The sequence below is a fragment of the Niveibacterium umoris genome (assembly GCF_014197015.1).
GTDB classification, from domain to species: domain Bacteria; phylum Pseudomonadota; class Gammaproteobacteria; order Burkholderiales; family Rhodocyclaceae; genus Niveibacterium; species Niveibacterium umoris.
Map to the genome: position 1 here is coordinate 474334 of NZ_JACIET010000002.1, position 13869 is coordinate 488202.

Sequence of the window (13869 nt, forward strand, 5' to 3'; positions counted from 1 at the left end):
AAGCTTCGGCCCGGATTGTCGTAAATTCGTCTTGTTTCCGCCAACTGCCCCTCACCGCCGATGATCAACCGCGTCGAGCTTCACTCTGCCTGGAACGCCCTGGTGCAATCCTGGCGCCCTGTCTGGCAGGCCAGCCATGACAACGCGCGGTGGTCGGTTTTCGCGTCGCACTGCGATCGGCTCGCTGCGCTTGCCCGCGACGGCGAGCTCGATGAAGTGGAAACGGCGATCGCGCCGCTGGTGGACCTGCTGACCGCGCTGCGCCAGCCCGGCGATGCCGAAAAGGCGCGCGTCGACCAGTTACTGCCGGGCGTCTTCGCCGCGGTGCGCGCGGCGCTTTCGCAGCGTGCCCGTGCGCCGGAACGCAGCGCCGGTGACGACACGCTGCCGCTGGTGGTGTTGCTGGCCAAGGAAATTGCGCCGTACCACGAGCTGCTGGCGCAGATGGTGCACTACGGCTACACCTTCAAGGTGTTCACCCAGTTCCGTCATGGCGTGCGCTATGCGGTGATGAACCGCGCGGTGGCCGTGGTCGCCGAGCTCGACGGCACCCTCGACGAGGAAACTTCGGCCGTCGTGACCGAACTGAACCGCTGCAACCTGAAGTGGTTTGCGCTCTCGCCCGAGGGCAGCTTCAAGGTTCGCCTGCAGGCGGTGCGCCATGATGCGCAAGGCTTCTTTGTCGCGCCGCTGACCGTGAATACGCTGGTGGATGCGGTCGACCCGCTGGCCTTCGAATCCAAAGACGAGCCCTACCGCGTACTCGCGCTGGACGATTCACCCACCGTGCTGGCCACGGTCGAGCGCATTCTCAGCCAGTTTCCGAACATCCACATGCGCGGTCTGCGCGAACCTTCGCGCATCCTCGAAACCCTGATGGATTTCGCGCCCGACGTGCTGCTGCTGGACTTCCACATGGACGGCTGCACCGGGCTGGAAGTGGCGCGCATCATCCGCCAGAACAAGGCCTTCGAATCGATTCCGATCGCCTACCTGACCAGCGAGACCAGCGAGGAAGTGCAGCAGGAAGCGATGCGCCAGGGCGGCGACGACTTCCTGACCAAGCCGATCTCGGCCGCGCAGCTGGTCAACGCCGTGGTCAGCAAGGCCGAGCGCTACCGCGGCCTGCGCCGCCTGATGGTGGAAGACAGCCTGACCGGGCTGTTCAATCATGTGAAGACCAAGACGCTGTTGCAGCAAACCCTGCTGCTGGCCGACCGCCAGGGCGTGCCGGTCAGCTACGCGATCCTCGACATCGACCACTTCAAGCAGGTCAACGACACCTACGGCCACACCACCGGCGACAAGGTGATCAAGGCGCTCGCGCGCTTCCTGCGCCAGCGCATGCGGCGCTCGGACGTGGTCGGCCGCTATGGCGGCGAAGAATTCGTGGTTGTGCTGTTCGACAGCACGCCTGAAGATGCCCTTGAGCGTGTCGAAACCCTGCGCAAGGGCTTCGGCGGCATCTTCCATCAGACCGATCAGGGCATGTTCGCATCCACCTTCAGTGCCGGCATCGCGCATTTCCCGGCCTATCCGACGATGATGGAACTGATGGTCGCTGCCGACGACGCGCTTTACGCCTCCAAGCGCGCCGGCCGGAACCGCTGCACCCTGGCCGATCGCAGCATCCCCGATTGAAGCAAGCGACCGCGCAGGGCGGCCGATTTCAGATCGGCAGACGGCTCGCTTCGGCGAAGCTCATCGTCACCTTGCGCATGCCGCTGCGCGGATAGCGCACCAGCAGCACCGCGCGGGTGAGCGGGCGGATCCGCTCGGCATGTGCGCAGCCAAAGCGGATCTCGCGCACGGCTTCGCTGCTCTGGCCTTCGACCAGCAGGTTCATCGCCGTCAGCCGCATCGTGCGCTGATGAATCGTCACCAGATCCGCGGACGACTGCAGCACGCCAATCACGACGTCCAGCTCGCGCTCCAGCGCATCGACGCCGGCGCCCGCCGCGGCCAGTGCGCGGGTGTTCTCTTCCATCCTGGCTTGCAGGCCGTCGGCATCTTCCACATGCTGTACGTCGAAACCGGTGCCATGCCCGTGCAGCATCTGCAGGCGCGTCTGCAACAGCGCGCGGTCGTCCGACAGCTGTTTGCGTTCACTGCGCAGTGCCTCGATGCGTTCGAGCGCGACCATCGCGAGTTCCTCGAACATGCGGTAGGCAATCGCCCGCCGCAGCTCATCGGGCTCGCTGGCCACCAGTTGCACCCGCGGGTTGGTGAAGCTGACGCTGGTCTGCACCACATCACGCCGCAGGATCTCGCCTTCCATCGCCATACCGAGGCCCTTGCGCTCGATCAGCGTGGTCGCCAGTGTGGCGTACGCGACATCGAGCACCGGGTTGTCGTCGAAGAGCCGCTGCAGGGGCTCGGAGCGACTGAAGGCGGTCGTCAGATCATCGGCGGAAACAAAGAAGGCCGCCAGCTCAGGCGAACTTGCCCAGTGCTCGGGGTGCGCGTCGCAGGGTTCGGGCAGGCTCCGAACGCCTGTGACGATGTGGCGGATGGTCGCCTCGATGCCGGGCGCAAGTCGTTCATAGTGCCTTGCGCACAACGCAAGGCGCGGGTCGGTCTGGCGCACCAGGTAGTCGGTCGCCTCGCGCACCAGTTGCGGCGCAACCGCCTCGGCACCGGGTGTCGCCTCTTCGCGCTTTCGCAGCCAATCGAACAAACCCATGTCAGCCCCCGCACCCTTGCATCCAGAGGTGTCCATGTTGATCCACTTCGCGCGGCGCAGCCAGCATCTGGATCAAGCAGGGCACGGCACCCGCGCTGGGCGACACGCACGGCCGTGGTGCAGGGCGCAACTCAGAATCGCAATTTTCGCGATTTGATGCAGCGCAAGTTGTAAGCGGGACGCCTTGCACGCGACAATGGCCAAGGGGAGACCAGACCGGCCATCGTGCCTTCTCCGGCCCATGTGCTGATGCTTGGCTTGCCTCCGGGGGGACGCGAGCCAGCATCCGGGGCGGAGAACCGAAATGGGGGCCAGGAATTCGGTGCGCCGTATTCGGCGTATTTTTTGCTTCTCTCAAATCTGGCGCCGAAGACCGTTCGGCGCGATGCTGGCCGCGGCGACCCGCTGCGACCAACGGATTCTTGAACTGGGGAGTCGTTCGATTGAAGAGCATCAGGGCAGGTCGGGAGGGGTATGTCGGTCAGCGCGTATCTGGAAAACACAAGATCGCGGCGCTGATTACCGCCCAGTTTGTGATCGCAGTCTGGCAAGCGCCGGCGCTGGCGCAGACCGGCAGCAAGGCCATGCCGCAAGTCATGTCCGAAAGCGAGGTTTCCGAGGCCACACGCCGCCAGGCGGAAGGGCCGATGCGTTTCATCCTGCAGATGGACGCCTCGAAGGAGAAAAAACCCGCGCCAGCGAAGGAAGCCAAACCCGCCAGCCCGCCGCCTGCGCCGGCACCCGCCGCGGCGGCGACCGCGGCAACCGTCAAGCCCAAGGCTGCAGCCCCGGCAACGGCGTCCGCCAAACCCGGCGGCGACAGCAAGCCGTCCGATGCGCCCGCCGAACCCGCACAGGTCGCGGTGGCAACCCCGGCGGTGGATGTCGCCAAGCCGGCCGCACCGGCGCCGGAGGCCGTGGTGGCGGCGCCGCCGCCGCAACCCACCCTCGTGACGATGGTGGAGCCGGACATCGCGCCGGCGGTCAAACGCAAGCTGCGCGGCGCCCAGAGTGCAACCGTGCGCTTCAACGTCGCCGCCGACGGCTCGGTGGCGGACGCCGAGGTGCTGCAGGTCAGCAGTCCTTCATTGCGCCAGCCGGTGCTCGATGCGATCAAGCAATGGCGCTACAACCCGCCGGGGCAGGTGGTGCCGCAGCGCGTGGAACTTCAGCTGGTCGACGCCACGGAATAAGCGCGGCGAACAAGAAGAACGGGGCGCCGATGCGCCCCGTTTGCTTTGCTGCCGCCGCTGCCCGCGCGCTCAGGCGCCGTTGGGTGGCAAAACCGGGGCCGGCTGGGCTTCCGGCAGCTTCAGGTGGCCGACATAGCTGAGCGGCTGCTCGATCCGGATCGACGACACATCGCCTTCGCGCATGTGCAGGATGTCGGCCGGCGAGACCCAGGTCGGATCCGCCTTGGTGATCGGTACGCCGGCCTCGCGGTAGGCCTCCAGCACGAACTGCGAGCAGAAGAAGCGGCTGTCGTCGCCGCGATCGAAGCCAAGCTGGACCGTCGCCAGCCCGGTGATGCACGCATCGCGCAAGGACGCCGGCAGCGTCGGCAGCTCGCACACGCGGCGCTCGACGGAAAACGGCGCCTGCATCAGCACACCGACGAAGTTGTACGGGTGGCCGACCTGCGCCTGGGCAAAGCTGCGCATCTTCGCCGCAGCGCTCGCGTCCACCGCAGGGTGGCGGAAGGCGACGACCACCGATTCCTCGTCCAGCACCTCGCGCACCGAGCGCACGCGCACCCCCTCGCCCACCGCCTCGGCGACCTGGTCATCACCGATGTACAGCGCCGCATGACTGACTGGCGCAAGCGTGAACAGGCGGATGCCGGCGGAAGTGACGCCGTGCGCGGCCGAAAGGAGGATGTCGCCGGCGTGTAGCAGTTGCGAGCCGATGAGCAGGCCGCCTTGTTGGGGCGTCAGGTTGGGGTTCTGAAAGGCAATCGGCTTCTCGCCGCCGGGTTCCATGGCCTGCAAGGGATCGCGGGCGACCTGGGTGGCGCAGGCAGTACAGCTCAACAGCACGAGCATCAGGAACAAGCGTTGGAACACGGCAAAACCCTCTCGGATGGACGCGCGATTGAACCAGACGGCGTGCCGCAGCGCCAGAGTCTGAACCGCTTCATGGGGCGCGCGAGGCAGTGGGTAGAATGACCGCGATGACGACGACGATTCCGCTCACCCTGCTCACCGGCTTCCTCGGCAGCGGCAAGACGACGCTCCTCAACCGTCTGCTGCGTGATCCGGCGATGGCCGGCTGCGCGGTGCTGATCAACGAGGTCGGCGAGATCGGACTCGACCATCTTCTGATCGAGCGCATCGACGAAGAAGTTGTGCTGCTCGAATCGGGCTGTCTGTGCTGCACGGTGCGCGGCGATCTGGCGCGCGCGCTGCGCGACCTCAGCCTGCGGCACGAACAGGGCGCGCTGGCGCGCCTCGACCGGGTGGTGGTGGAAACCACCGGCCTCGCTGACCCGGCCCCGGTGATCCACACGCTGATGCGCGACCCGTGGCTCGCGCACCGCTTCCGGCTCGACGGCGTGGTCGCCACGCTCGACCCGCGCCACGCCGCCTGGCAACTGGCGCAACACCCCGAGGCTCAGCGCCAGATCGCGATGGCCGATCGGGTCGTGCTGACCAAGTGCGATATCGCCAGCGCCGAAGAACTCGACCTCGCCGCGCAGCAACTCGATCAGCTCAACCCCGCCGCGGCGCGCTTTGAAAGCCGCCTCGACGGGATCCCGCCCGGCCTGTTGCAGGGCATGGCGCAGTACGACCCGGCACAGCGCGGCGAAGCGGTGCTGGCCTGGCTCGGCGCCGCGCGCGCCGCCGAGGTCGCACGCAGGCGCGACGTGTTTGGCCGTGCCGCACCGCTTGCAGGCCCCCACGACGCGGCGATCGCCACGCATGTGTTGCGCTTTGCAGCGCCCTTCGACCGGAATGCCTTCTTCGACGCCATCGACCTGCTGCAGCAGGTGGTGGGCGAGCGCATCCTGCGGCTGAAGGGGCTCGTCGCCATTGCCGGCGAACCCAAGCCGACGGTGATCCATGCGGTCGAACGCGAACGCTATCCGGAAAGCACGCTGCCCGAGTGGCCGGACGCCGATCACGACACGCGCCTGGTGTTCATCACCCGCAACCTTCCGCGCGTCTCGCTCGAAAAGGCCTTCGTCGCCATGTGCGGTGTGGCGCCGCGCGCCGACTGAGGAATCCGGCACCGATCCGGCTTATCCTTGCGGCTTCCCACAAGGAAGACGCACCGTGACCCGACGCCTGTTCCCCGCCCTGCTGATCGCAGCGGCACCCTGCCTTGCCCACGCCGACGACGCCGCGATCCGCACTGCACTCGAGCGCATCCGCGCTGACGACATCGAAGCGCGTGTCCGCACACTGGCTGCCTTCGGCACCCGCCATACGATGAGCGAGACCGGCTCCGACACGCGCGGCATCGGCGCCGCGCGGCGCTGGATCAAGACCGAGCTGGAACGATGCAACGCCGCACGCAAGGGCCGCCTGGAAATCCGCTTCGCCAGCCACATCGAAGCCCCCGGCCGGCGCATCGACGCGCCGACCGAGATCGTCAACGTAGTCGCCACGCTCCCCGGCCTCGACCCGGCCGCGCGCGAACGCGTGTTTGTGGTCAGCGGGCACTACGATTCGCGCGCGACTGACGTGATGGATGCCCGTTCCGATGCGCCCGGCGCGAATGACGATGCCTCCGGCACCGCGGCAGTCATGGCGATGGCCTGCGCGGTGGCGGATCTGCCGACCGACGCGACCCTCGTTTTTCTTGCCGTGGCCGGCGAGGAGCAGGGACTGCTCGGCGCCGACCGTTTCGCGCGCGATGCCGCCGCTGCCGGCACCCGCATCGAGGGCATGATCACCAACGACATCATCGGCAGCCCGCTCGGCGACGATGGCGTGCGCCGCGGCGGCGAAGTGCGACTCTTCGCCGATGGCCTCACGCCAATGGTCAAGCAGCTGCTGGCGGCAGAGCGCAACCAGCCCGGCAAAGACGCCTTTGCGGTGGCTGCACGCAAACAGCTGACGCAGATCGCGCTGATCGGCGGCGAGCACGATACCCCGACGCACCAGTTCGCACGTGCGGTGAAGCGCGCCGCCGAACGCTGGCAGCCGGATTTCACCGTGCGCCTGGTCGGGCGCCGCGACCGCTTCCTGCGCGGCGGCGATCATCTGCCCTTCCTCGAACGCGGCTTCCCGGCGCTACGGTTCACCGAACCGGTGGAAGATTTCCGCCACCAGCATCAGGATCTGCGGGTGGAACACGCACACCCTTATGGCGACCGCGTCGAGTATGTCGACTTCGCCTATGTCGCCAAGGTGGCACGCGCCAATGCGGCCGCGTTGGCCAGCCTCGCCCGCGCACCGGCGGCGCCGCGCGGGGTCGTGATGGACACACGGGAACTCAGCAACGATACGGTGCTCAGATGGGAAGCCGGCAGCGAGAAGGACCTCGCCGGCTATCGCGTTGTATGGCGGGAAACCACCGCAGCGACCTGGCAGCAGCAGCGCGAGCTGGGCCGCGAGACCACGGTGACACTCAAGGGCGTGTCGAAAGACGACTACCAGTTTGGCGTGATCGCGGTGGACCGCGATGGCAACGAGAGCATCGCCAGCTTTGCAGGCATCGCCCCCTGATACGACCGCACACCTTTTTCCGCATCACCGCCTCGCCGGCGCAATCCGCCGGCGAGTGCGTTTCAAGGCCGTAGCATGACCCAACCTGAAGCCCCCGATTTCCACCCCGCCGCCACCTGGACCCGCCCTGTCTGGCTGCTCGCCGCCCTGCTCGCGACGCTGGCCTCGCTCGGCCCCTTCGCGATCGACACCTACCTGCCCGCTTTCGAGGGCATCGCGCAGGGGCTCGCGACCACGCCGGTGCACTTGCAGCAGACGCTGTCGGGCTACCTGCTCGGTTTCTCGGTGATGATGCTGTTCCACGGCGCGCTGTCCGACAGCTTCGGCCGCCGCCCGGTGGTGTTCGTCGGGCTCGCGGTGTTCGCGCTCGCCAGCGTGGTCTGCGCCACCGCCGGCCATGTCGGCGTGCTGATCGCCGGCCGCGTGCTGCAGGGCATGAGTTGCGGCGCCGGCATCGTGGTCGGGCGTGCGATCGTGCGCGACCTGTTCGCCGCGGTGCATGCGCAGAAGCTGATGAGCCAGATCACGCTGTTCTTCGGCGTCGCGCCGGCGATCGCGCCGATCATCGGCGGCTGGCTCTTCGACTGGTTCGGCTGGCGCTCGATCTTCTGGTTCCTGGCGTTGGTCGCCAGCGCGGTGCTGGTGCTGGCGGCACGTACGCTGCCGGAAACCCTGCCACCCGAGCGGCGGCAGCCCTTCACGCCGCTCGCGCTGTCGCGCGGCTACTGGCAGGTCGTGTCGGACAAGCGCTTCCTGCTGCTGACGCTGGCCGCCGGCGTGCCCTTCAACGCGATGTTCGTGTTCATCCTGTCGGCGCCGATGCTGCTCGGCCACCACCTGCATCTGGCGCCGACGCAATTCTTCTGGCTGTTCTGCTGGGGCATCAGCGGCATCATGGGCGGCGCCTGGGCGAGCGGCCGGCTGGCCGGGAAGATCTCGCGCGAAAAGCAGGTGCGTTGGGGTTTCGGCATCCTGCTCGCGGTGTCGCTGGCCAACACGCTGTACCACTACGCGATGCCGGCGACGGTGTTCAGCGCGATCCTGCCGGTGGGTCTGATCGGCTTCGGCTGGTCGATGCTCGCGCCCTGCGTGACCTTGCTGGTGCTCGACCGCTTCCCGGCACGGCTGGGCATGGCCTCGTCGCTGCAGGCCTGCCTTGCGAGCCTGTCGAATGCGATCGTGGCCGGCGTGATCGCGCCGATCGCGATGGCCAGCGTCGCCGGGCTAGCCTTCGTTTCATTCCTGCTCGCCTTCGCCGGTTGGGCGTGCTGGAAGGGCTACCGCATCGACGTCAGGCGGGGGCAGCGCGCGGCGGTCTAGCCCTTGCGCATGCGGTAGGCGCGCTCGACCCGCGCCACCCGCAGCTCGAACCCGGCGTACCACTGGCTGCGGCCAAGGCGGCGCGCTTCCTGGTGCTCGGCGTTGGCCTTCCATGCCGCAATCGCGGCCTCGCTGGCCCAGTAAGACACGGTAATGCCGAAGCCAGACGCGTCGCGGGTGCTTTCCATGCCGAGGAAGCCGGGTTGCTGCGCGGCCAGTTCGACCATGCGGGCCGCCATGTCGGCGTAGCCGGCATCGCCATCCGCCCGCTGGTTGCTGAAGATCACCGCCCAGTAAGGCGGCTGCGGGGTTGCTGCGAAGCGATCTTCAGTCATAACGCCTCCGTCCCAAGGGCTTCTATATTACCCACACCGCTAATGCGGGCTTCTTTTATTACTATTTTGTCGCATCTTATGCCGCCGCGGCCCTAGGTTTGCTGCACCGCACCCGTACAATGCGGGCCTTCGATTATTCACCCCCGTTGCGACCATGGCGGCCTACATCACCGAAAAAGTCCTCAGCGTGCATCACTGGAACGACACGCTGTTCTCCTTCACCACCACGCGCGACCGCGCGCTGCGCTACGAGAACGGGCAGTTCGTGATGATGGGCCTCGAAGTCGAGGGCCGTCCGCTGACGCGCGCCTACTCGATCGCCAGCGCCAACTACGAGGAAACCCTCGAGTTCTTCAGCATCAAGGTGCCGAACGGCCCGCTGACCTCGCGCCTGCAGCAGATCCAGCCCGGCGACGACGTGCTGGTGTCGCGCAAGCCGACCGGCACGCTGGTGCTGCACGACCTGCTGCCAGGCAAGCACCTCTACCTGTTCTCGACCGGTACCGGCCTCGCGCCCTTCATGAGCGTGATCCGCGATCTGGACGTCTACGACAAGTACGAGAAGATTGTGCTGATCCACGGCGTGCGCACGGTGTCGGAGCTGGCCTACCAGCACTACATCGAGCACGAGCTGCCGCAGCACGAATTCCTCGGCGAGGCGGTGCGCGAGAAGCTGATCTACTACCCGACGGTGACCCGCGAGCCGTTCCGCAACCAGGGCCGCCTGACCGACCTGATCGAGTCCGGCAAGCTGTTCGCGGACATCGGCCTGCCCCCGCTCGACCCGGCGGTCGACCGCGTGATGATCTGCGGCAGTTCGGCGATGCTGAAGGATTCGCGCGAGCTGCTCGACCGCCGCGGCTTCAAGATGTCCAAGCGCATCGGCGAGCCGGGCGACTACGTCATCGAGCACGCCTTCGTCGAGAAGTAAGCCACACCGGCGCAGGCCGGATGCAGCGTCAAGAAGAGCCCGGCCAAGCGCCGGGCTTTTTCTTGCCGTGCGTCGGCTGCCACCAATGCCCGCAAACGGTATTTGCGGCAAGACAAGGACAAGGCGGCGCAGAGGGCGGGTAATGGCGTTCGGGCGGGATCGCGGCAGCCGCGACCCGCCGGCAATACCCATAAAAGCTGCCCACAGAGACAACCATGAACACCTTGCACAAAGCTGCCGAGCGCGGCACGGCAATCGAGGTCCGTCATCTTCTCGATGATGGCGCGGCGGTCGATGCCCTCGACGAGTTCCGCCAGAGCGCGCTGCATCTGGCCGCGCAGGCCAGCCGCGAAGACAGCGTGGCAGTGCTGATCGAGGCCGGTGCCGGGGTGGAACTGGCCGACCGCTTCGGCCGCCGCGCGCTGCATACCGCAGCCTGCCACGGCGACCTGGGGATCGCGCAACGCCTGCTCGCCGCCGGCGCCACGCCGGATGCACGCGACTGCGAAGGCAGCACGCCCTTGTTCTGGGCCGCCGGCGATGGCCACACCCTGCTGGTCGAAGTGCTGCTCGAGGCCGGCGCCGACCTCAATGCACGCAATGTGTATGGCTCCACGCCACTCAACTGGGCGGCCCGCAACGGCTACGACGGCGTGGTCGCCCTGCTGCTCGCCGCCGGCGCGAACGTGAATGCGCAGTGCGCGAACGGCTGGACGCCGCTGCACGAGGCGGCAATGTACGGCCGCGAAGCGATCGTGCAGCGCCTGCTGCGCGCCGGCGCCGACGCCACGCTCAAGGACAATCGCGGCTTCACCGCGATGGGGCGCGCGCTGCAGCAAGGGCAGCGCGCCGCGGTCGCGATTCTGGCGGCCCAGGCCGAGGCGGGCACCCGCCAGGCCGACACCGTCTGACGGCGCCGCGAGCAACGCCCGCCGCGCCTGCGGCGGTAGCCAGAACAGCAGCATCCGGGCAGGATGAGGCCCCCGCACCCGGCGCGCGGCGCCTGCGGTGGCGGGCCTCACCTTCACGACGCGCACCATGACATCGCCGCCCGACGCCCCTCGCCCGACCTGCCTCGCGCTGTTCCTCGCCTTCTTCACCGTTGGCATCCGCGGTTTCGGCGGCGTGCTGCCCTGGGCGCGCCGCATGCTGGTCGAGGAACGTCGCTGGCTCGATGAGGCCGGTTTCACCGAACTGCTGTCGCTGGGCCAACTGCTGCCCGGGCCCAACACCGTGAACCTCTCGGTGGTCTTTGGCGCGCGCTGCGCCGGCTGGCGCGGCGCACTGTCGGCGGCCGCCGGCCTGTTGCTGCCCTCGCTGCTGGTCGTGCTGTTGCTGGCTGAAACCTGGCGCCACTTCGCCGCACAGGTGTGGTTGCAGCAGATGCTCGCCGCGGTGGCCGCGGCCGCCGCCGGCCTGATCCTCGCCACCGGCGCGAAGCTGGCACGCAAGCTCGATCGCCGCTGGTGGCCGGCCGTGGTGGGCGCCGCCACCTTTGTCGCGATCGCCTGGCTACGGTGGCCGCTGTTGCAGGTACTTGCGGTCGCGGCGCCGTGCAGCGTTGCGCTCGCATGGCTCGATGCGCGGCAGGCGCGCCGATGAGTGCCGCAAGCGCGCCGACGCTGACCGAACTCTTCCTGCGCTGTGCGACGCTGTCGCTGGTCGCGGTGGGCGGCGCCAACGCGATCGTGCCGGAACTGCACCGGCAAACCGTCGAACTGCAGCACTGGCTGAGCGGCCCCGAGTTCGCAACCCTGTTCGCCATCGCCGCCGCCGCGCCGGGCCCGAACGTGCTGGTGGTGACGCTGGTCGGCTGGAAGCTCGGCGGACTGCCCGGCGCGCTGGTGGCGACGCTCGGCATCTGCGGCCCGTCGTCGGCGCTCGCATTCGCGGTGGGCCGGGTGTGGGATCGCTTTCGCGACGCGCCGCTGCGTCGGGTCATCGAGCGCGGCCTCGCGCCGGTCACGATCGGCCTGGTACTCGGCAGCGGCTGGCGTGTCGCCGAGACCGCCTCGTCGGACTGGCGCGGCTGGGCGCTCGCGGTGGGGGCGGCAGCGATCTACTGGCGCGCGCGTTTCAACCCGCTGTGGATACTCGCCGCCGCCGCACCGCTGGGGCTCTGGCTGCAGCACTGAGCCCGGCAGGCCGGCGCGCGCTCAGCCGGCAGGCGCCGCGCCGATCCGCGCCGGCAGCGCCGCGCGCAACCATTCGACGAACAGGCGTGTGCGTACCGGCAGCAGGCGCGCCTGCGGATACACCACATTCACCGGCACCGGCGGCAGGCAGAACGCGGTGAGGATAGGCTTCAGGCGGCCTTCGGCGATCAGCGTGGCAACCTGATACGACAGGAACATGCCGATCCCGACGCCATCGACGCAGGCGTCGATCAAGGGGCCGGCCTGGTTGCTCGACAGCGGGCCACTGACGAGCACTTCACTGCGGATACCGTTGTCCAGGTACTGCCATTCGGCGCGCGGCGTAACCACGGTGAAGCGCAGGCAGGCGTGGCGTGCGAGCTCGGCCGGGTGGCGGGGTTCACCGGCGCGGGCGAGGTAGCCCGGGCTGGCGCACCACAGGCGCCGCACTTCGCCCACCGGATGGGCGATCAGGCTGGAATCGGGCAGGTGCGCGATGCGCACGCCCAGATCGACGCCTTCCTCGACCATGTCCACCACCCGGTCGAACAGCAAGGCTTCGATGTTCACTTCGGGATGCTGCAGCGTGAAGGTGGCCGCCAGCGGCATCAGGTGCATGCGCCCGAAAAGCGCCGGCGCCGTCACCCGCAAAGGGCCGCGGGCGCGACCGCCCGGTTGCCCGAGCGCCGCTTCTGCCTCGCCAATCTCGGCCAGGATGCGCTGGCAGCGCAGGTGGAAATCCCGCCCCTCGGCGGTCAGCGCGAGGCGGCGCGTGGTGCGGTTGAGCAAGCGCACGCCGACCCGCTGCTCCAGCCCGGCAAGCAGGCGCACCATCGAAGGTGCCGACAGCGCCATTGCGTCGGCGGCCGCGGTCAGGCTACCGGCCTCGACGATGCGTACGAAAGCTTCCATCTCGCGCAGCTTGTCCATGGCCGGATTATTGATCCGGATTGCAAAACAATCCATTCCGTCAAGCGCCATTTATTCGCCGAGCAAATGGATCGATGATGCGCGCCTCCCCTATTGGCCTGCCGCCAGCCGCAGACCCGCACTACGGCTGCTGTCACACGCGCTCAACAATCCGCGGCGCATGCTGCGCCCCTCAGTCCATGGAGGCCCCGCCATGATCACCTTCTACACCTACGCGCAATCCGGCAACTGCCACAAGGTCCGCCTGTTCCTGAACCTGCTCGGCCTGCCCTACGAGACGCGCGAACTGAACCTCGCGCAGGGCGAGCACAAGACCGAGGAAATGCTGGCGCTGAACCCCTTCGGCCAGGTGCCGGTGCTCTCGGACGGTGACAAGACCTTCTCGGATTCACAGGCGATCCTAGTCTATCTCGCCCGGCGCTATGGCGCCGAGCACTGGCTGCCGCTCGACCCGGAAGGGCTCGCCAAGGTCGTGCGCTGGCTCGCCGCAACCGCGGGCGAAGTGCAGTTCGGCCCGGCCGCCGCGCGGGTGGCGGTGATCTTTCGCGGCGAGGCACCGTCGGACGAGGTGCGCAACCGCAGCACCCGCCTGCTGCAGGCGATGTCGCGCACCCTTGCACTGGGCGAGTGGCTGGTCGGCGACGAACCGACGATCGCCGACATTGCGGTCTTTCCCTACCTGTCGGTCGCGCACCATGGGCTGATCGATCTGACCCCCTTCCCGCGCGTGCGCGACTGGCTGGCGCGTGTGGCCGCACTGCCGGGCTTCGTGCCGATGCCCGAGCTGACGCCCGCCTTTGCCGAACGGCTCGCCACCGTCCACGCCTCGCTGAGCCTGAAAGCCGCCTGAGGTCCGCGCGCGCCG

Annotated in this window: 14 protein-coding genes; 10 read left to right on the forward strand and 4 right to left on the reverse strand. The window is 68.1% G+C overall.

Translation table 11 applies throughout. The features are described from left to right. The first annotated feature begins 60 nt into the window (after positions 1-60). Positions 61-1641: a GGDEF domain-containing protein gene (locus GGR36_RS14185; RefSeq protein ID WP_183635374.1), complete on the forward strand. Its 1581-nt coding sequence runs from the start codon at positions 61-63 to the stop codon at positions 1639-1641. Between the two features lie 28 nt (positions 1642-1669). Here the strand turns inward: GGR36_RS14185 and GGR36_RS14190 are convergent, their stop codons facing one another. Further along, positions 1670-2683, reverse strand: a complete 1014-nt coding sequence (locus GGR36_RS14190; protein ID WP_183635375.1) for a hypothetical protein — start codon at positions 2681-2683, stop codon at positions 1670-1672. Positions 2684-3126: 443 nt separating this feature from the next. On the opposite strand from GGR36_RS14190, the gene GGR36_RS14195 reads away from it, so the two are divergent. Then, complete coding sequence (locus tag GGR36_RS14195) at positions 3127-3876, forward strand: energy transducer TonB (RefSeq protein WP_183635376.1); 750 nt, start codon at positions 3127-3129, stop codon at positions 3874-3876. Positions 3877-3945: 69 nt separating this feature from the next. Here GGR36_RS14195 and GGR36_RS14200 read toward each other — a convergent pair whose 3' ends face one another. Further along, the gene (locus tag GGR36_RS14200; protein WP_207064442.1) at positions 3946-4746 is read right to left on the reverse strand and encodes a YaeF family permuted papain-like enzyme; all 801 of its coding nucleotides are present in this window, start codon (positions 4744-4746) and stop codon (positions 3946-3948) included. A gap of 107 nt (positions 4747-4853) precedes the next feature. Here GGR36_RS14200 and GGR36_RS14205 point away from each other — a divergent pair, with 107 nt between their 5' ends. From GGR36_RS14205 to GGR36_RS14215, 3 genes are all read left to right on the forward strand, one after another. Next, positions 4854-5900: a CobW family GTP-binding protein gene (locus GGR36_RS14205; protein ID WP_183635377.1), complete on the forward strand. Its 1047-nt coding sequence runs from the start codon at positions 4854-4856 to the stop codon at positions 5898-5900. A 55-nt stretch (positions 5901-5955) separates the two neighbouring features. Beyond that, positions 5956-7353 carry a M28 family peptidase gene (locus GGR36_RS14210; RefSeq protein ID WP_183635378.1) on the forward strand — a complete coding sequence of 466 codons (1398 nt, stop codon included), beginning with the start codon at positions 5956-5958 and terminating at the stop codon, positions 7351-7353. 75 nt (positions 7354-7428) lie between these two features. Beyond that, positions 7429-8673: a multidrug effflux MFS transporter gene (locus GGR36_RS14215; protein ID WP_183635379.1), complete on the forward strand. Its 1245-nt coding sequence runs from the start codon at positions 7429-7431 to the stop codon at positions 8671-8673. Here GGR36_RS14215 and GGR36_RS14220 read toward each other — a convergent pair. Next, a complete protein-coding gene (locus GGR36_RS14220; RefSeq protein ID WP_183635380.1) occupies positions 8670-9008 on the reverse strand; it encodes an antibiotic biosynthesis monooxygenase family protein in 339 nt (112 codons plus the stop codon). The genes GGR36_RS14215 and GGR36_RS14220 overlap by 4 nt on opposite strands. A 154-nt stretch (positions 9009-9162) precedes the next feature. On the opposite strand from GGR36_RS14220, the gene GGR36_RS14225 reads away from it, so the two are divergent. The 4 genes from GGR36_RS14225 (at position 9163) to GGR36_RS14240 (ending at position 12074) form a co-directional block, all read left to right on the forward strand. Then, the gene (locus GGR36_RS14225; RefSeq protein ID WP_183635381.1) at positions 9163-9939 is read left to right on the forward strand and encodes a ferredoxin--NADP reductase; all 777 of its coding nucleotides are present in this window, start codon (positions 9163-9165) and stop codon (positions 9937-9939) included. Between the two features lie 215 nt (positions 9940-10154). Next, positions 10155-10850 (forward strand): ankyrin repeat domain-containing protein, encoded by a 696-nt coding sequence (locus tag GGR36_RS14230; protein WP_183635382.1) that lies wholly within the window; start codon positions 10155-10157, stop codon positions 10848-10850. A 127-nt stretch (positions 10851-10977) separates the two neighbouring features. After that, a complete protein-coding gene (locus GGR36_RS14235; protein WP_183635383.1) occupies positions 10978-11541 on the forward strand; it encodes a chromate transporter in 564 nt (187 codons plus the stop codon). Next, positions 11538-12074 carry a chromate transporter gene (locus tag GGR36_RS14240; protein WP_183635384.1) on the forward strand — a complete coding sequence of 179 codons (537 nt, stop codon included), beginning with the start codon at positions 11538-11540 and terminating at the stop codon, positions 12072-12074. The genes GGR36_RS14235 and GGR36_RS14240 overlap by 4 nt, the downstream gene beginning before the upstream one ends. 21 nt (positions 12075-12095) lie before the next feature. Here GGR36_RS14240 and GGR36_RS14245 read toward each other — a convergent pair whose 3' ends face one another. Further along, positions 12096-13004 carry a LysR family transcriptional regulator gene (locus GGR36_RS14245; protein ID WP_183635385.1) on the reverse strand — a complete coding sequence of 303 codons (909 nt, stop codon included), beginning with the start codon at positions 13002-13004 and terminating at the stop codon, positions 12096-12098. Between the two features lie 193 nt (positions 13005-13197). Between GGR36_RS14245 and GGR36_RS14250 the strand changes: the two genes are divergently transcribed. Next, a complete protein-coding gene (locus tag GGR36_RS14250) occupies positions 13198-13854 on the forward strand; it encodes a glutathione S-transferase family protein (protein WP_183635386.1) in 657 nt (218 codons plus the stop codon). Positions 13855-13869: the final 15 nt, after the last annotated feature.

Bases quoted from the DNA above. Each gene is read 5' to 3' on its own strand.
- GGR36_RS14185 (WP_183635374.1), top strand. From the start codon at position 61: ATGATCAACCGCGTCGAGCTTCACTCTGCCTGGAACGCCCTGGTGCAA.
- GGR36_RS14190 (WP_183635375.1), bottom strand. From the start codon at position 2,683: ATGGGTTTGTTCGATTGGCTGCGAAAGCGCGAAGAGGCGACACCCGGT.
- GGR36_RS14205 (WP_183635377.1), top strand. From the start codon at position 4,854: ATGACGACGACGATTCCGCTCACCCTGCTCACCGGCTTCCTCGGCAGC.
- GGR36_RS14215 (WP_183635379.1), top strand. From the start codon at position 7,429: ATGACCCAACCTGAAGCCCCCGATTTCCACCCCGCCGCCACCTGGACC.
- GGR36_RS14220 (WP_183635380.1), bottom strand. From the start codon at position 9,008: ATGACTGAAGATCGCTTCGCAGCAACCCCGCAGCCGCCTTACTGGGCG.
- GGR36_RS14225 (WP_183635381.1), top strand. From the start codon at position 9,163: ATGGCGGCCTACATCACCGAAAAAGTCCTCAGCGTGCATCACTGGAAC.
- GGR36_RS14230 (WP_183635382.1), top strand. From the start codon at position 10,155: ATGAACACCTTGCACAAAGCTGCCGAGCGCGGCACGGCAATCGAGGTC.
- GGR36_RS14235 (WP_183635383.1), top strand. From the start codon at position 10,978: ATGACATCGCCGCCCGACGCCCCTCGCCCGACCTGCCTCGCGCTGTTC.
- GGR36_RS14240 (WP_183635384.1), top strand. From the start codon at position 11,538: ATGAGTGCCGCAAGCGCGCCGACGCTGACCGAACTCTTCCTGCGCTGT.
- GGR36_RS14245 (WP_183635385.1), bottom strand. From the start codon at position 13,004: ATGGACAAGCTGCGCGAGATGGAAGCTTTCGTACGCATCGTCGAGGCC.
- GGR36_RS14250 (WP_183635386.1), top strand. From the start codon at position 13,198: ATGATCACCTTCTACACCTACGCGCAATCCGGCAACTGCCACAAGGTC.